This window comes from Streptomyces sp. NPDC050560 (assembly GCF_044457285.1).
Taxonomy (GTDB): Bacteria; Actinomycetota; Actinomycetes; order Streptomycetales; family Streptomycetaceae; genus Streptomyces.
Map to the genome: position 1 here is coordinate 230,570 of NZ_JBITGT010000012.1, position 17,218 is coordinate 247,787.

Genomic DNA, 17,218 nt, shown 5'->3' on the forward strand with positions numbered 1-17,218 from the left:
CGGGAACGATGGCCTCCGAGGCCATGTCGCGCCTGCCGTGTCTGCGACGAGGGTAGTCGAGGGCCCGCCCACGGGCGACCGTGACAGCGGCACCACCGGACGCTCCCGCCCACCGGGCCACCTCCGCCGAAGACGCGGCCGCCCACCACGCCGCTGCCGGGGAGACACCGCCGCCCCGCCACACCCCTCACGCAGAAGCCGCGACCTCAGGAAGAGGCGCGACGGCAGGAGCCGCGACCGGCCTGCCCCCACCTGTCCCGGACGTCCCTCATGTCACACCTCTTGACGGTCGGAAGCCCGCGGATGAAGAATTACAGCGCTGTTGACAACGTTGTCGAAGTGTTTCGGCGCTGTCGAAGCCGCTTCGGACGGCGTTGTCCCCGTCCCGCGTCAGATCAGGCCCCCTCGCGTCAAGAGAGGCATTCGACCGTGCCGCACCTCCCTCCCCTCCCGCTCGACCGGCGCCGATTCGTCCAGCTCATGGGCGCCTCCGCTGCGCTCGCCACCCTCCCCACGGCCCTCGAAGGCACCACGGCCCGCGCGCAGGGGCGCCCGAAGGGCGGCGGCGCCCCCGACGAGGTGGCGGCGACGTACCACCGCGTGCTGCTGAGCCACACCCGCTGGTCGGAGACCCAGTGGGACGACACCCGCGGCTACTACACCGACAAGGACTTCGGCTTCGCCGTGGTGCTCGGCAACGCCCTCCTGCTCACCCGGGGCACCTACGACGCCGGCCTGGCCGGGACCGACGAAAGGACGCTGCGCGAGCGCACCCTCGCGACCATCCGGCACTTCGCCGCGTCCAACCGGCTCACCGGCGGCACCCAGTGGGGCCGCACCCTGTTCTTCGACACCACCTTCCAGCTCTACTTCGTCCTCGCCGCCCGGCTGCTCTGGGACGAACTCGACGACACCACCCGGAAGAACGTCGACACCATCGTGCGCGAACAGGCGGCCTACACCACCGGGTTGGGCACGGGCGACGACCCCGGCTCCGGCGACTGGACGCCCCACGGCCTCGACGGCGGCTACGTCGGGGACACCAAGCTGGAGGAGATGGGCGTCTACGCCCAGTCCCTCGCCCCCGCGCTCGCCTGGGCGGCCGACGACCCGCGGCACGCCGCCTGGGAGAAGGACTTCGGCACCTGGGCCCGCAACGAGGCGGGCCTGCCCCCGGCCGACCTCGCCAACCCGGCCCGTGTCGACGGGGTCCCGGTCTCCGACAACACCTCCCGCAACCTGTACGACACCTTCATCGTCGAGAACCACGGCTCCTTCGGACCGCACTACCAGGAGGAGTTGTGGCGCACCTCGGGCCGCAACGCCGCCCACCTCATCACCGCGGGCCGTCCGCTGCCGCAGGTGCTCACCGAGCAGCCCAACGCCGACCCGCTGTGGCGCGCCCTCCTCGGTGTGATGAGCGACGCGGGCGAGCCGCTGATGCCGATGGTCAACGACCGCGAGCACCTCTACGGGCGCGACGTCATCCCGCTCGCCTTCCTCGCCCAGGTGGGCGGCGACCGTGCGGCCGCGCGCGCGGAGGCGGCCCTTGCGGAACGGCTCGATTCGTACCAGAAGTACCCGCCCGAGTACCGGCTCGCGAAGTTCTCGGGAGAGCCCAAGTACGAGCCGGAGGCCCGCGCCGAGGTGGCCATCAGCTACCTGCTGCACGAGTGGGCGGCCGGACGGGGCCGCACGGTGCGCCCGCTGAGCGCGCAGGAGCTGTTCAGGCGGGCCTCGGGCGTCACCGACTTCGGCGAGGGCCCGGGGCTCGTGTCGCACCAGTCCCCGGGCGCCTGGGCGGGCGCGGTCAGCAAGCCCGGGTTCGTGAAGTTCGCCTGGCAGCCCGCGCACGACGACTGGCTGTTCAGACTCAGCGGCGCCACGCCCATGTTCCTGCCCGGCACCGGGGCCGAGGTCGAGGGGCGCGGGGTGCGCACGTACGGCAGGCTCAGGGACGGGTTCGACGGCAGTGCGACCGTGCTGCGCCTCGGCACCGGCACCGCGGGCCTCACCACGCTGCCGTCCGGGGCCGTCGTCTACGCCACCACGGGCACCGCGGCGGGGGAGGGGCACCTGGAGGTGCACAACCTCACCATGCCGGGGGTCGCGGGGCTGACCGGCTCGCGCACCTACCGCTTCGCCGAGGGCAGCGCCACCGTCAAGGCGGCGGACGCGTCGGGTGCCGCGGCGCCGCGCGTCGACGACGTCGCCTTCCCGCGCACCCGGGTGCGCCATCTGCGCATGCTCGGCGTCCTGCCCGACCCGGCGTACGGGTACTCGCTGTACGCGTTCGAGGCGCGCGACGGGGCGGACGGCACGGACCTCGCGCGCGGCGCCGCGGCCACCGCGTCCTCCCACGACACCGGCAAGGACCCCGGGTTCGCCGTGGACGGCGACGCGTCGACGCGCTGGGCGGTGTCGGTGGCCGACCGGCGGCGCGCGGACAGTTGGCTCGCCGTGGACCTCGGCGAGGAGCGCTCGGTGGACCGGGTGACCCTGCGCTGGGAGGCCGCGGCGGGGCGCGCGTACACCGTGCAGGGCTCGGCCGACGGCGAGCGGTGGGACGACCTGGCGTCGTGGCCGGAGCCGGACGCCGTGAGCGAGGGCGGCTGGCTCGATGTGGACGGCAGGGCGGGACTGCTCGTACGGGGCGGAAAGCGGCGGCTCGCCGTGTACGGGGACTCCGTCGTGCTGGCGGACGGGCCCGCGGCGCCGCTCCTGGTGGAGGGCCTGCCCGGCGCCTCCGCCGCCACCCTGCGCGACCTGGCGGCGCGCCCCGCGCCCGAGGCGGCCGACGACGCGGTGCGCGCCGCGCTCACGGACGACCATCTGAGCCTGTTCAACCTCGGCGCCCGCGCGGTCACCACCACGGTGCGGCTTCCGCAGGCCCGCTCGCGTGTCGCCCTGTACGAGGGGCGGCAGACCGTGACCGATGACGGCACGGTCTACGAGGCCGGGCTCGCCGCCGCGTCAGCGGCCGTGCTCGCGCCCCGGCTGACGGTGCGCCCGCTCTCCGGGGGGCGGCTGCCCGTGGGGCTGTGGGCGGAGGTCGTGGACGCCGCGACCGTGCGGCTCGGCGGTGCCTCCTGCCGGGTGCGGGTGACGGGGCAGGGCGTGAGCGCGTCCGCCACGGTCCGCGCCGGGCGCACCACGACCGTCAGGCTGCGCGGCGCCACCGCTTACCCGCTGGCCGACCTGGCCCTCGGCCGTACGACGTTCCCGACCAACCCCCTCCCGCCCGGGATGTCGGACCCGGCGGCGGCCGTCGACGGCGACCCCGGGACGGCGTGGACGCCGGGCCCGGGCGGCCGCATGGTCGTCGACCTCGGCGCCCGGCTGCGGGTCCGCGACCTGCGCGCCGAGTGGACCGGGGGCCGGGTGCCCGGGCTGCGCGCGGAGTTCAGCGACGACGGTGTCTCCTACCGCGGCGCCGGGCGTCTCACCGGGCACGGCAGGACACGGCGTCTCGGCACGGACACCACCGCACGGTACGTGGCCCTGGCCACCGACGCCTCCGGCGGACACGGCGCCGCCCGCCTGGTGGGCTTCTCCGTGAGCTGACCCACGGGACCGGTTGCCGGGCGTGCCACCGCCCGCACGGCAACCGGCCCGGCACCGGGGCGCCTCAGGGCGCCGGGGTGATCCGGGTGCGGTAGCGGAGTTCGGGGACGGCGGTGCCGTCCACCAGCCAGTCGGAGGCGGCGCCGTCCGGTGCGAAGCCGTGCCGCTCGTAGAAGCGGCGGGCCCCGGTGTTGGCGGCGATCACCCACAGCACCAGTGCGTCGTACGAGCGCTCGCGGGCGGCGGCCAGCGCGTGCCGCAGCAGCGCGGTGCCCGTTCCCGCGCGGAGGCGGTCGGGTGCGGCGTAGAGGGCGAGCAGTTCGCCGTCGTCCGGCCCGCTGTCCGCCTCGCGGGAGGTTCCGAGCGCCGCCCAGCCGACGACGGCGCCGCGGTCCTCGGCGACCAGGTTCAGCACGTCGCCGCTGCCGTGCGCGAACATCTCGCGCCGCCCGCGGGCGTCCTCGTCGACCGTGAGCGCGTCCAGGTACGTCTGCGGCACCATGCCGCGGTAGGCGGCGCGCCAGCCCCCGACCCGTACCGCCGAGACGGCGTCGATGTCCTCTTCCCGCATGGGGCGTACCTGTGGCATCCGGCGATCCTATGAGGGACGCGGTGTGGTGACGTTCACGGGGTTTCGGGTGTCCATGATCCGTCGACGGCGACGCCCGCGGCCGCGGCGATCCGCTCCCGGGACTCCAGCAGCCGTGCGCGCAGGGCGGGCAGGTCCGCACCGAGGAGCTTTCCGTCGCGCTTGACCGCCTTCCCGCGTACGAAGACGCTGTCCACCAGGCCGGGATGGCCCGCTGTGACGACCGTGCCGACCGGGTTGCCCACCGGGAAGACCGCGGGGGCCTCGGCGTCGAGCAGGATCAGGTCGGCGTCCTTGCCGACGGTGATACTGCCCGTGCGGGAGCCGAGGCCGAGCGTGCGCGCCCCCTCCACCGTGGCGAACCCGAGGACGTCGCGCGTGGTGAGGCCGCCGTCGAGGCCGCGCTGCACGGCGAGCAGGGTGCGCATCGCGGAGAACATGTCGCCGCCCGCGGACGGGCAGTCGTCGATGGAGAGCGACGGGCGTATCCCGGCGGCGAGCACACCGGCGACGGCGGGCGGGCCGAACCCCATCTTCAGCTCGACGTCGGGGCTGACGGACACCGAGCATCCGGCGTCGGCCAGCATCGCCACCTCGTCGTCGGGGATGCCGTTGCCGTGCACGACGGTGGTGCGGTCGTCGAGCAGCCCGCGGTCGCGCATGGCGGCGACGGGGCGCGGGGAAGGGGGCGCGCCGCCGGTGAGGTGCACGCTCACCCGCAGCCCGAGCCCCCGCGCGAGCGCGACATCGTCGGCGGTCGTGTCCAGGGTGGACATGAGCGGACCGCGCAGGCCCAACGCCATCGCGTCGCCGGGGAGTTGGTCGCGTACCCGGGTGATCTCGGCGGCGATGTCGGGCTGTTCCGGGGTACCCGCGCCGTAGCAGAACACCGAGCGGCCGGGTGCCGTGCGCAGGGCGTCGATCGCGGCGTCGGCGTTCTCGGGGCGGTCGGAGCAGTGGAACCAGTCCAGCAGGGTGGTGATCCCCGAGTCGACCGCCTCGATCCGGCCGAGCAGGTTGCCCAGGTGAACGTCCTGCGGCCGGTAGTGCGGCCGTAGCGTGCCGTGCATGCCGACGCGGTACTGGGCGAACGTCCAGTCGGCGCCGACGCCGCGGAACGCGGTCTGCCAGGTGTGCCGGTGGGTGTCGACGAAGCCGGGCATCACGATCCTGCCCGAGGCGTCCACCACCTCGGCGTCCGCGGCGTCCACGGTGGGCGCGACCGCCGCGATCCGCTCGCCCTCGACGAGCACGTCGCCCCGGGGGAGGTCGCCGACCTCCGGGTCCATGCTGACCACCATGCCGCCGCGCAGCAGTGTCCTCATCGGGCACCCGCCGCGCTCGTAGTGGCCCCGGGGCCGCGGTGTACGCCCCGGAGGGCGGGAGGTGTGCCGTCGGGACCCGTGGCCCCGGGTTCCGGTCCTGCGGCGGTGCGGAGTGTCACGGTGTCCTCCCGAAGCGTGAGTTGACGTATCAACTTTAGAAGGGGCGTAGTTGATACGTCAACTGGCTAGGAGGGGTGCACTGGGCGTGCCCGGTACGATTCGGGCATGTCGCAGACCGAGGGGCTGGAACCGGGGGAGTGGGAGTTCTGGGACGACTGGACCACCGCCCAGCGCCTGCTCGCCCGTGAACTCGAACGGGGCCTCCAGCGCGACCACGGCATCTCGAAGGCCGAGTTCAGCGTGCTGGTCAGGCTCTGGCGCGCCCCCGCCCACACCATGCGCGTCTGCGACCTCGTCAGCGCGCTCGACTGGGAGAAGAGCAGGGTCTCGCACCTGCTGACCCGCATGGAGAAGCGCGGCTTCGTGGCGCGGCCCGAGGGCGCGGCGGGCCGCCGTACCCGTACCGGCCTGACCGCGAGCGGACGGCGGGTCGCGGACGCCGCCCTGCGCGGCCACGGCGACACCGTCCGCCGCCACTTCTTCGACCCGCTCACCCCCGAGGAGGCCGCGACCATCCGGGAGTGGAGCGCCCGTACCATCGACCGCCTCACCCCCTGCGAGGGCCGCGCCGACGACGACGGGGCCGCCTGAGGCTCACACCTGGGCGGGTCCCTCCAGTGGCAGTCGCAGGACGAAGAGGGCGCCGCCGCCGGGGCGTTCACGGGCGGTGAGGGTGCCGCCGTGGTGGGCGGCGGCGTCGCGGGCGATGGCGAGGCCGAGGCCCGCGCCGCCGCCGTCACGGGCGCGGGCGTCGTCGAGGCGCACGAACCGCTCGAAGATCCGCTCCCGCTCGGCGGCGGGGACACCGGGGCCGTCGTCGGCGACCGTCACCACCGCGTGGCCGCCGTCGCGCCGCAGCCCGACCCACACCTCGGAGCGTGCGTGGCGGCGCGCGTTGTCGAGCAGATTGCCCAGGGCGCGGGCGAGTTGGGTGGCGGAGCCCCGCACGGCACATGCCCCCGCGCCCGGCTCGACCCGCGCGACCAGCCCGCGCGCCGCGCTCTCGCGCTCCACGAGCCCGGCGAGCCGCACCGTACGGTCCGCGGGTCGCTCGCCCGCGTCGAACCTGGCCAGGAGCAGCAGGTCCGTGGCGAGCCGCTGGAGTCTGACGGTGTCCGCCACGGCCCCCGGCACGTCGAGCAGCGCGGGGTGCTCGGCGCCGACTTCGAGCTGGGTGCGCAGCGAGGCGATGGGGCTGCGCAGCTCGTGCGAGGCGTCCGCGACGAAGCGGCGCTGCCGCTCCACGGCGCTCTCCAGCGCGGCGAGCGTCTCGTTGGTGGTACGGGCGAGCGTGCCGATCTCGTCCCGCCCGGCGGGCTGCGGGACGCGGCGGCCGAGGTCGCGGGAGGCCGTGATGGCGGCGAGTTCGGCGCGGATGCCCTCGACGGGGCGCAGCGCACGGCGGAGCACGGCCCGGATGACCGCGGCGACGACGGCGAGCAGCACCGGAAGCCCGATCAGCATCGCCGTCACGGCGGTACGCACCGCACTGCGCGCGGCGTCGAGCGGGGCCCCGGCGTACACCGTGAACTCCCGTGCACCGTCACCGCCGTTGGAGTCCTCCTCCGCGCCCCTCCCTCCACGGTCGTCGTCCCCTTCGTCCTCGTCGCGGTCCTCTCCGCCGTCGTCGTCCGAGGTGTCCGCCGTCGCGGGCTTCACCTCGACCGCCGCCCAGCGGTAGGTCGCGCGGTCGCCGTCGATGACGGCATCGCCGGTGCCGAAGTCCGTGTCGTCGTCGATGGTGCCGCGCCCGGGGGCGGGCCCGGGAGCCGGGCGGACACCGTCCGTGCCGGTGCCGGTCACCGACTCCAGATCCTCGCTGACCGCGCGTACGTCACCCGCGCCGTCCACGACCTGCACGGGCGCGTCGTCGTCGTCCGGCAGGTCCAGCGCGTCCCAGGGGGTGCCCGCGGCGATCCTGGCGGCGACCCTGCGGGCCGCCGACTCGGCGTCGGCACCGGCACGGTCGTCGAGGTTGGCACGCAGCGAGAGCACGACGGCCGCCCCCGCGGCGACCAGCACCACCGCGACGACGAGGGTGGCGGCGACCGTCGCCCGCGCCCGCACCGTGCCCGGGAACCCGGGCCCGCGTACGCGCGTCACGGCCGCTCCAGTACGTACCCCGCGCCCCGGACCGTGCGGATCACGTCCGCCCCCAGCTTGCGGCGCAGGGCGCTGACGTAGACCTCCACGATATTGGGGTCGCCCGAGTAGGCGAAGTCCCAGACGTGGTCGAGGATTTCGGCCTTCGTCACGACCTGCCCGGCCCGCAGCACGAGGTGTTCGAGCACCGCGTACTCCTTCGCGGTGAGCGCGGTCTCCTCGCCCGCGACGCGCACCCGGCGGGCCCCCGTGTCCACGGTGAGCCGGCCGATCTCGTGCACCGGCGGCACGCTCCGCCCCCGTCTGCGCAGCAGCGCCCGCACCCGTGCCCGCAGCACCACGTACGAGAACGGCTTGGTCAGATAGTCGTCGGCGCCGGTGTCGAGCCCCTCGGCCTCGTCGTACTCGCCGTCCTTCGCGGTGAGCATGAGGATGGGCGTCCGGTACCCGGCGGCCCTGAGCGCGGCGCAGACGCGGTAGCCGTTGAGGCCGGGCAGCATGATGTCGAGGATGACCAGGTCGTGGTCGCCCTCGGTGGCGCGGCGCAGGCCCTCGGCGCCGTCGTGGACGACGTCCACGACATACCCCTCGGCGCCCAGGCCCAGGGCGAGGGACCTGGCGAGCCGGCGTTCGTCCTCCACGATCAGCAGGCGCATGGCGTCAAGACTGCCAAATCGTTCCTGAACGAGCCTTCAGGAAGCTTCAGGAGACCTTCAGCGCGCGGGGGACAGCCTGGGGCGGGTGGACGACGGGGCGGCACCGATAGGGCACGCTCCGCGGCCGGTCACCCGTACTCCCAGGAGGTCTCCATGAAGCGCAAGCCCGTACTCGCCGCCCTCGCCGCCGCCGCGGTCCTCGCCGCAGGGGGCGCCGCCGTGGCGCTCGGCGAGGACGGCGGCCCGCCCCGCGCGGACGGCCACCGTGTCGACGACGCCAGTCTCGACGACCACGACGACCACGACGACCACGACGACCACGACAACCACGGCGACCACGACAACCACGGCGACGGTGGCGACGACGCGGCGCATGACGCCGCCGAGCACCGCGCCGAGACCGCCGCCGCGCGCCGCCTCCCGGCGCCGGAGGCGCTGGCACGGGCGCTCTCGCACACCCCGGGCCGCGCCGTCTCCGCGGAGATCGACGACGACCCGGACGGCCGGCTGGTGTGGGAGGTCGAGATCCTGGACCGCGCCGGGACGCTCAGGCACCTCGACATCGCCCCGTCGGACGGTACGGTGCTGCGCACCCGTCCCGAGCGCGGCGAGGACGACGACGCGCGAGCCGCCCGCCGCCTGCTCGGCGGCGGCGCCACGTCCGCCGCGCGGGCCGCGCGGGTGGCCGCCGCGAAGGGCACGGTCGTGTCGGTGGACCTGGAGGAGGAGAACCACGGCCACTGGAGCGTGGAGACCGGCCCCGGGGGCGACGACTGGGCGGTGTCCCTCGACGGTGCGCGCCTCACCCACGAGCCGGACGACTGACCGGCCACCGGCTCACCCGGTCACCGGCTCGCCCGTTCACCCGCTCACTTGGCGACCGTGCAGGCGACGGTGGCCTTCTTCGACGGGTGGTCGACCGAGGTGGCCGTCAGGGTGACACGCGCGTCGCGGCTCGTCGCGTGGGAGGCGTCGACGGCCACCCCGACCGTGGTGCCGGAGCCGAAGCGGGCGGTGGCCAGCTCGTTGGGGAGGGCGGCGCGCCAGCCCGTGCCGCTGACCTTCGCCGCCAGGCGGTAGACGTCGGAGTGCGGAGAGGCGCCGACGCCCTCGGGGCCCTTCTCCCCGGCGCCCCGGTACTTCCCGGTGTGGGCGACGGGGAAGCGGCACATGCCCTGTTCGGTGCGGCCGCCGAGACGGTGTACAGCAACTCGCCGTCGGCGTCGGTGTGTTTGCCGACGACGTAGAAGCGCAGCCCGTTGGCCCTGTCGGTGTACTCGTACGCGCTGCCCGAGCGGGTGCCCGCGTGGAACAGGCCGTCGTTCAACTGGCGGTAGTCGCCGATCGAGCGCATCACCGGGCTGCCGTCGGGCTCGTAGTAGTCGACCTTGTGGATGTCCTGCGGGTTGGCGTCGACCATCCGGCTGAAGCAGAGCTAGCCGCAACTGTCGCCCTCGGGGGTGAACGAGTCGGCGCCGATGCGCCGCACCGTCTCGACGGTGTAGTCGGTGAACCCCGGCCCGGCGCACAGCGGGTCCTCGTCGACGTCGCAGGCGGGTGTGCGGTCCTCGCCGAAGTCGACCCGTACGCCCTGGATGTCGCCGCGCGCGGTCTTCGCGGAGCGCGCCTCGACGTCGAACACCGCGAGGCCGCTGGTGGCGAGGGCGTCCTTGGAGAGGTGGAGTATCTGTGCGTCGTCGACGAAGCCGAGCTTGGTCTTGGTGCGCACGGTCTGCCCCGCGGGCATCGCGGCCCCCTCGGTGGCGGGCACCACCCACCGCATGCGCGGGCCGCCGGGGCCGTTGAACGAGCCCTGGTCCATCAGGTCGAAGGGTCCTGTGCCCGCGCGGTGGTAGTGCTCCGCGTAGGGATTGGTGTTGTTGTCGCCGATGTCGAAGGTGTGCGAGATCTCGTGGGTGATGGTGCCGGAGCTCTCGCCCTGCCCGATGCCGGAGTTGCCCCAGAGCTGGGAGCGGCCTTCCAGGAGGTGAAGCCGGTGTAGCGGCTGCGCACGGCGTTCGGCAGTGCCGGGTCGATCTGGGGGTTGCCGAAGTCGTCGCTGTGCTGGGGCCGGGTCATGACGAACGGCTGGTCGGGGAAGTCGACGGCGACCACGGCGATCCTCAGCTTCTGCCCGGTGGGCTGCTTCGCCGGGTCGGCCCAGTCGGCGCCGGTCGGGTGTTCCGCGCAGCGAACAGCGAACACCGACCGTTCGGTATGGAGAACGATGGAAGACTAGGATCTGCCCACAACCCTGTCAATGGGCGTACGGGTGCGCAGGGTTGCGAGAAGAATGCGCAGACGGAGGTGAGTTGACCGACTCCCCGCGTTCGATCTAGCGAACGTTCCTGTTTGGTGTGCAGAACAAGAAAGCGTCGGCGAACTCACCGGGGAGTTCGCCGACGCGGCGGATCGGGCCCCTTACCGGGGCGTGGCGTCACACGGCGCGTGCCAACTGCTCGAACTCCTCGTCGCCGAGCTGGATCGCCGCGGCGGCGCAGTTGTCCTCCAGATGCGCGACCGACGAGGTGCCGGGGATGGGCAGCATCACGGGAGAGCGGCGCAGCAGCCAGGCGAGCGCCAGTTGGGAGGCGCTCGCGCCGTAGTCCGCGCTCAGCCGCGTCAGCGGACCGCCGTCCGCCGCGAGCGCGCCCGTGGCCAGCGGAAACCAGGGAATGAAGCCGATGCCGTGCTGCTGCGCGTAGTCGAGCACGGACTCGGACGAGCGGTCGGAGAGGTTGTACAGGTTCTGCACGGAGACGATACGGGCGGTCCTCGACGCCGCCTCGATATCCTCGACACTCGCCTCGCTCAGCCCGATGTGCCGGATCTTGCCCTCGTCCTGGAGCCGCTTCAGCTCGCCCACCTGCTCGTCCAGGGGCACCTGCGGGTCGATCCGGTGCAACTGGAAGAGGTCGATCCGCTCCACCCCGAGATGGCGCAGGCTCATCTCGCACTGCTGGCGGAGGTACGCGGGGCGGCCCACCGGCAACCAGCGGTCCGGGCCCTGCCTGGTCAGACCCGCCTTGGTGGCGATCACCAGGCCCTCGGGATAGGGATGCAGCGCCTTCTTGATCAGCGGCTCCGCCACCACCGGCCCGTAGGAGTCCGCGGTGTCGATGAAGTCCACGCCGAGGTCCACGGCCCTGCGCAGCACCCGCACCGCCTCGTCGGGGTCACGGGGCTCGCCCCACACGCCGGGCCCCGGAAGCTGCATGGAGCCGAAGCCGAGGCGGTGCACCGGCAGGTCGCCCCCGAGCCGGAACGTCCCCCCACCGTGCACCGCCGAGGGCGTCGGGTTACCGGAGTTCGTCGAGGTCACGGTGTGTCCTTCCGTTGGCCGATGCGGGCCCGGCTCACCTTAGCGAGCCGCCCGCCGTACGCAACCGGGCCCTCGGTACGCCCGGCGCCCCCCGGGTGCCCACCCGCACCGCTCCCTACCGGCCGCGGGGCGGACTTTCCCGGGGCCCGGGCGGGAACGGCTTTACGGTGGGCCGTGCCACGATACGGAACGCGGCCCGTGTCAGGGAATCCAGCCCGCCTCCTCCGCGATGCGTACGGACTCGACGTCGGTCCGTGCGCCGAGCTTCGCCGCGATCCTGGCGAGGCGGATACGCACCCCCCTGCGGGACTGGCGCAGCCGGCCCGCGATCGCGGCCGTGTCGCCGCCGCGCGCCGCGCACCGCAGCAGCGTCAGCTCCTGCGCGGACAGCGGGCTGCCGGGAGACTCCCAGGCGGTGCGGGCGAGTTCGGGGTCGATGAGGCGCTGGCCGCGGGCCACCGCGCGCACCGCGAGTGCCAGCCGCTCCGGTGGCGCGTCCTTCAGCAGGAAGCCCCCCACCCGGGCGGCCATCGCCCGCCGCAGTGCCCCGGGCGCGCCCAGGCTCGTCAGGATCAGGGTGCGGCAGCGCGGCACCCGCTCATGGAGGCGGCCCGCGGCGACGAGCCCGTCGTGCCCCCGGAGGCCGGCGCCGATGACGGCCACGTCGGGGCGGGAGGCGAGGGCCGTCGGCACGACCGCGTCGCCGTGGTCCACGGCCGCGACGACCTGGAAGTCGGGTTCGAGTTCGAGCAGGGCGACCAGCGTGCCCCGGATCAGGTGCACATCCTCGGCGAGCAGAATCCGTATCGACCTCATCTCTCCCCCTCCCGCTTCGTCGGGTCCCGAAGGTGCCGCGGGCGCGGCGGTGCACGGTGCCTCGCCTGCCGTGCGGCGTGCCGGTGGTGCGGGGAGCGCCCGGTGCGCGGGCGCCGTCGCGGGGGTGCCCGCTGGTCAGGCGGCGCGCCCCGCGGCGCCCTCGTGCGCGGTGCGCTCCTCGTCCCGCGGGGCCCCGGACGGGCCGGGGGCGCCGAAGACCGGGGAGTCGGTGTCCCGGTGCTGGGGCCTGGCGGGCGCCCACACCTCGAGCCGGAAGCGCCCCTCGCCGTCGACCCCCGCGTCCAGGCCGCCGCCGATGGCGGCGAACCTGGTGCGGAGGTTGTCGAGACCGCTGCCGCCGCCGGTCCGCACGGCGGCCCCCTCGGGGTCGTGCTGCTCGTCAGGACGGTCGTTGACCAGGCTGAGGCGGACCGTCTCGCCTTCGAGCACGGCCCGTATCCCGCACTCCTGGACCCTGCTGTGCCGCAGGACGTTGGTGACGCCCTCGCGCAGCGCGGTGGCGAGCGCCGTGTCCACCAGCGGGTGCAGCCGGCCGAGCGGCACGTCCACCACCGCCCGGATGTCCGCGGCGGCGAGCACCGCACCGGCGGCCTGCGCCTCGTCGGCCAGGGACATGTCGCGGTAGCCGCTGGAGACGAGGCGCACGTCGGCGAGGGCCTGCCTGGCCACCTTCAGCAGCCCGTCCGTCTCCTGCGCGGCCGCGTCGGGCCGCGCCGTGATCAGCCGCTGGATCAGCTCCCCCTTGAGCGTGATCGCGGACAGGCTGTAGCCCAGCAGGTCGTGCAGGTCCCTGGCGAACCGCAGGCGCTCCTGGGTCACCGCCATCCGGGCCAACTCCTCCCGGGTGGCGTGCACCTGGTGCACCAGGTCGGTCAGCCGGGTCAGTCCGTAGATGACGAGCCCGGTCAGCAGCCCCGAGATCGTGAAGTACAGCACCAGGTCGTACGTGGCCCCCGCCAGTACGTTGTAGACGGGGATGAACGCGACCAGCAGCCCGTAGCAGGGCCAGCCGAAACGGGCGGGCAGCGTCAGCAGCAGCGAGGCGGCGAGCGGGCCCTCCATGCTGCCCCAGTTGGTGCCGAACCAGACCAGCGGCGCGTAGGTGAGCGCCACCTGGACCAGCAGCACCGCCCCCTTGCGGCGCCCGGGCCAGCGCCGCGCGGACGGGGACGACACCGCGTACTGGACGGTGAAGACCAGCACCACGAGCGCGATACAGCAGGCGAGCCGGAACGTCGGCGGATGCGTCCTGATCACGTTGAGCACGGTCATGGTGCCGTAGCACGCCAGCGCCACCACGATGATGGCGCGCGCCATCCTGGGGGCCGGCGTCTGCGACCTCGGGGAGAGCGGCAGCGCGTCGCCCCCGGGCTCCTCGCCGCGGCGCGCGAGGGCGCCGAGCAGATGCCGCGTCCTGACGCCCGCGCCGGGCGGAACGGTGCTTTCCGGTCGCCGCGCGGCCGTCCGTCTTCCCCGTCTCCCCTCTTTCCCGACATGGTCGTGCGTCGCCATGACCGCCTCCTCGCCCGGGACTTGTGGTGGCGGACCGCATGGTATGGCCTCAAGCTGTCCACCGGATCGAGTGTGCATGTCGGACGGCCGCCTCACACGAAGAGCGGTACGGGGTTCAGATCCTCGTACGGCGTCGGTCTGTCGCGCAGGCCGAGGCGTACGGGGACGTCGAAAAGGCGCCCGGGGGCGAAGCGCGCCCAGAAGTGACGCATACCGGGGACGATCACCTTCACCACGGGAAGTCCCACGTCGGGCCGGGTCTGGTCGAGTACGAGCAGTTCCATCCCGTGCTCCCTGACCAGACGCTCCGCCGCGAGTATGTCGTCCCTGAGGTCGGTCCGCGGCCGATATGCGTAGTCGGGCACGGTGCGGGGGACTTCCGCCGGATCAGGCGTGAGATATGGCTGATTCTGGATGGTGGATTCTTGCCACCAACGGCCCAGTTCGTCATCGGCGTGCTCCAGACCGGCCGTCGGGCGGCCGTCGTCGGGGGGCAGTAGCTGCGCCGTCTCGGTGACCGCGCGGCGCAGTGCGAGCCGGGGGTCGAAGTGGGCGCCGAAGCCGAAGGAGAGCGCCTCGGGGCCGCCGGTGACGCGCCGGGAGACCGCGCCCATCACGGGCACCCCGAAGTCGGCGGTGAGGTCGAGCACCCACAGCTCGCGCCCGATGGCGCGGTAGGAGTCCCTGGCCCGCGCGAGCCAGGGCTCGTCGAAGGCGTCCAGGTCCACGGCGGGCCGGCGCAGCCGGTTGTACCACCACAGCGCCACCGCGTCCCGCTCCACCAGTTCGAGGAAGCCCTGCACCACGGCGTCCTCCGGGGTGCTGCCCGCGGCGTTGCCGTTGGAGTCGGCCCAGGGCGCGCAGGGCACACCGCCCGGCGGCGGCCCGAAGTACAGCATCGACGTCGGCAGCAGCCGGTGGGTCCCCGCCGTCAGCGACCACACGGGCGTCCACTCGCGGGGCGCGCCCGGGTCGAACGGCGGCGGGACGCGCTGGAAGGCGGAGTGCGCGGCGTTCCACCGCGCGCGGTCCGTGAACTGCCGGTCGGCGAAGAGCTGGCAGGCGTTGGGGTGCAGCGCCTGCCCGCCGAGCCCGTTGAGCGAGTCGCGCACCACGGGCTCATCGCCGTGGCGGCTTCCGCTGTAGCGCTCCAGTGCCTCGCAGAGCGCTCCCACCTCCGCCTCTTGCGCCGTGGTGCCCTTGCCGCCGCTCTGGCCGCGCAGCCCGCCGCGCAGCCCGGCGAGGGAACCGCCGCCGCGCAGCGCGAGGTTGCGGCCCGAGACATAGCGTTCGAGGCCGTCCACCGGGCTCGCCGCCCTGCGCAGCTCCGCCACCACCCCGGTGACCGGGTCGGCCAGGTGCCGGTAGGCGGCGAGTACCGTCGCGGGCGTGTGCGCCCTGTGGTTGCCGCCGGAGGCGGCCGGGGCCCCCGACAGCGCCGTCTTGGTACGGGAGCGCGGGGTGAAGGGGCGCCGCACCCGGGCCGTGACAAGGCCCGGGTCGCCGCAGTCGGGGCACTGCGGTCTTCGTCGCACCTGGTGCTGGGTGATGGCCAGGCTTCTGGTGTCCAGCGCGTGGATGGCCCGCTGGCCCTCGTAGCGCAGCCCCGCCACCCACTTCGACGCCTCCAGTACCGCGGAGTGCAGTCCCAGCGCCCGGCCGGGGGCCAGCGAGACCTCGGGCACCGGCACCGTGCTGGCGAGGCCGAGGGCGCGCAGCACCGGGGTGCGCGAGACGCGGTGCTCGCGCAGCCGGTGCGCCAGACACGTCCAGCAGGGACCGTCGGGCGCGTGGAAGACGGGGCCCACCCAGATCTCGGCGCCGCACGGCTTGGCGAGGAGCCAGGGCCTGCCGAGGGCGCGGTTGCGCCGGTCGACGGTGGCGAGGCAGGGGTCGAGGTAGTCGTCGCAGAGGACCAGGGTCAGCGCGGTCCCGCGGTCCGCGTCGCCCTCGGCGGCCATCCGCAGCCCGGCCGACGCGCACTCCGCGCGTGCCGCCCCTGCGTCCACCCGGCCCAGGGTCACCAGCTCGACCGGGGTGCTGAGCAGGGACGCGACGGCGCTCGCGCCGTCCAGGCCCGCGCACTCCCAGAACGCCTCCGTGGGCGCGTCCACCGCCGGGTCGTAGTAGCCGATCAGATCGGCCCTCGCCAGCTCGGCTATCACCCCGGCGGCCGCGGCGGGCGGCACCGAGGCCGCCGCCTCCCGCAGCACGTCGGGCAGTGTACGGGTGCCGTCGAGCAGGGTCGCGAGTTGCTGCACCTCGTGCCCCTGGAGCGCGGTGGTGCCGTCCTCGGAGAGCAGATACACGGCGTCCCCCCGGACGACCTCCACCCGCAGGTGTCTCTTGAATCCCACCGGCAGCTCGGTGCCGGTCATCCCCCCGGCGAGAGTCATGCAAGCGCCGCCTCTTCGGGCACCGGCAGCGGTGCGACACCGGTGGCGCAGCCGTAGGCGAAGTCGTCGTGGGGGAGGGGGGCGACTCCGGTGGCGCAGCCGTAGGCCAGGTCGTCGTGGGGGAGCGGGGCCACGCCGGTCGCGCAGCCGTAGGCGGTGTCGGCGGAGCCGGGGATGCCGGTGGGGGCGGCGGCCACCCCGGTGGCGCACCCGTACCCGGGGCCCGCGGGCCTGACGGGCCGGTCCAGGTTCTCGATCATCAGCCGGAACCCGGTGCCACGCCGCGCCAGGTCGGCGTGGCCCGCGGCCGGGGGCAGTCCGAACTCGGCGAGCACGGCGAGCGGGTCGGTGCCGTAGCGGGCGGCCAGCTCGGGCTCAAGACCCGCACGGGCCATGAGCAGCGCGAACTGGTGCTCAGAGGACGTCGGACCTGCGGTACGGGCAGTGCTCTCAGCTTTCGCGTTCTTCCTGACAGTCTCCACTGGAGATCCCCCTCCTGAGTCTGTGCGAGAGTGCTGTTTCAACGTCCCGTGGCTCAGGATTCTGCTGCCCGAGGGGGCGGCCGGACAGTGCCGGACTCATTCGCGCGGCATGAGGGTTTCATATGCGCGATGCCCGAACGTGTGGTTCCGGGGTCCTGGGGAGCCGTCGGCGCCGGAGGCGGCGGAGCGCCGCGGGGCCCGTCCGGCCCCTAGGGAATGTCTTCAAAAGAGCGTCGTCCGCCTGGAGGGCGGGGTCGGGGTGGTCCGGTGCGTGCGGTCGCAAGGCGGAGGAGGGAGTCGACGCGGCGCGTC

Annotated in this window: 14 protein-coding genes; 3 read left to right on the forward strand and 11 right to left on the reverse strand. The window is 74.2% G+C overall.

The genetic code is table 11. The features are described 5' to 3' along the window. The first annotated feature begins 480 nt into the window (after positions 1-480). A complete protein-coding gene (locus tag ACIBIW_RS27245; RefSeq protein WP_399339716.1) occupies positions 481-3,564 on the forward strand; it encodes a discoidin domain-containing protein in 3,084 nt (1,027 codons plus the stop codon). A 64-nt stretch (positions 3,565-3,628) separates the two neighbouring features. Here the strand turns inward: ACIBIW_RS27245 and ACIBIW_RS27250 are convergent, their stop codons facing one another. Both ACIBIW_RS27250 and ACIBIW_RS27255 read right to left on the reverse strand, forming a co-directional pair. Then, positions 3,629-4,153, reverse strand: coding sequence for a GNAT family N-acetyltransferase (locus ACIBIW_RS27250; protein ID WP_399339696.1), 525 nt, complete (start codon positions 4,151-4,153; stop codon positions 3,629-3,631). Between the two features lie 35 nt (positions 4,154-4,188). After that, positions 4,189-5,478 (reverse strand): amidohydrolase family protein, encoded by a 1,290-nt coding sequence (locus ACIBIW_RS27255; RefSeq protein ID WP_399339697.1) that lies wholly within the window; start codon positions 5,476-5,478, stop codon positions 4,189-4,191. Positions 5,479-5,703: 225 nt separating this feature from the next. On the opposite strand from ACIBIW_RS27255, the gene ACIBIW_RS27260 reads away from it, so the two are divergent. Further along, positions 5,704-6,189: a MarR family winged helix-turn-helix transcriptional regulator gene (locus tag ACIBIW_RS27260; protein ID WP_399339698.1), complete on the forward strand. Its 486-nt coding sequence runs from the start codon at positions 5,704-5,706 to the stop codon at positions 6,187-6,189. Positions 6,190-6,192: 3 nt separating this feature from the next. On the opposite strand, the gene ACIBIW_RS27265 is transcribed toward ACIBIW_RS27260, so the two are convergent. Both ACIBIW_RS27265 and ACIBIW_RS27270 read right to left on the reverse strand, forming a co-directional pair. Then, positions 6,193-7,701, reverse strand: a complete 1,509-nt coding sequence (locus ACIBIW_RS27265) for a sensor histidine kinase (protein WP_399339699.1) — start codon at positions 7,699-7,701, stop codon at positions 6,193-6,195. Then, positions 7,698-8,357 (reverse strand): response regulator transcription factor, encoded by a 660-nt coding sequence (locus ACIBIW_RS27270; RefSeq protein WP_399339700.1) that lies wholly within the window; start codon positions 8,355-8,357, stop codon positions 7,698-7,700. Before ACIBIW_RS27270 ends, ACIBIW_RS27265 begins: the two co-directional genes overlap by 4 nt. Positions 8,358-8,510: 153 nt before the next feature. Here ACIBIW_RS27270 and ACIBIW_RS27275 point away from each other — a divergent pair, with 153 nt between their 5' ends. After that, positions 8,511-9,182, forward strand: coding sequence for a PepSY domain-containing protein (locus ACIBIW_RS27275; protein WP_399339701.1), 672 nt, complete (start codon positions 8,511-8,513; stop codon positions 9,180-9,182). A gap of 44 nt (positions 9,183-9,226) precedes the next feature. On the opposite strand, the gene ACIBIW_RS27280 is transcribed toward ACIBIW_RS27275, so the two are convergent. The 7 genes from ACIBIW_RS27280 to ACIBIW_RS27310 form a co-directional block, all read right to left on the reverse strand. Continuing rightward, positions 9,227-9,529, reverse strand: a complete 303-nt coding sequence (locus ACIBIW_RS27280) for a hypothetical protein (RefSeq protein ID WP_399339702.1) — start codon at positions 9,527-9,529, stop codon at positions 9,227-9,229. A 263-nt stretch (positions 9,530-9,792) separates the two neighbouring features. Continuing rightward, positions 9,793-10,179, reverse strand: a complete 387-nt coding sequence (locus ACIBIW_RS27285) for a hypothetical protein (RefSeq protein WP_399339703.1) — start codon at positions 10,177-10,179, stop codon at positions 9,793-9,795. Positions 10,180-10,794: 615 nt separating this feature from the next. After that, positions 10,795-11,679 (reverse strand): aldo/keto reductase, encoded by an 885-nt coding sequence (locus ACIBIW_RS27290; protein WP_399339704.1) that lies wholly within the window; start codon positions 11,677-11,679, stop codon positions 10,795-10,797. 201 nt (positions 11,680-11,880) lie between these two features. Next, complete coding sequence (locus tag ACIBIW_RS27295) at positions 11,881-12,495, reverse strand: DNA-binding response regulator (RefSeq protein WP_399339705.1); 615 nt, start codon at positions 12,493-12,495, stop codon at positions 11,881-11,883. Between the two features lie 135 nt (positions 12,496-12,630). Continuing rightward, complete coding sequence (locus tag ACIBIW_RS27300) at positions 12,631-14,028, reverse strand: sensor histidine kinase (RefSeq protein ID WP_399339706.1); 1,398 nt, start codon at positions 14,026-14,028, stop codon at positions 12,631-12,633. A 92-nt stretch (positions 14,029-14,120) separates the two neighbouring features. Then, positions 14,121-16,424 carry a TOMM precursor leader peptide-binding protein gene (locus ACIBIW_RS27305; protein ID WP_399339707.1) on the reverse strand — a complete coding sequence of 768 codons (2,304 nt, stop codon included), beginning with the start codon at positions 16,422-16,424 and terminating at the stop codon, positions 14,121-14,123. Beyond that, the gene (locus tag ACIBIW_RS27310; RefSeq protein WP_399339708.1) at positions 16,421-16,906 is read right to left on the reverse strand and encodes a hypothetical protein; all 486 of its coding nucleotides are present in this window, start codon (positions 16,904-16,906) and stop codon (positions 16,421-16,423) included. Before ACIBIW_RS27310 ends, ACIBIW_RS27305 begins: the two co-directional genes overlap by 4 nt. Between the last annotated feature and the right edge of the window lie 312 nt (positions 16,907-17,218).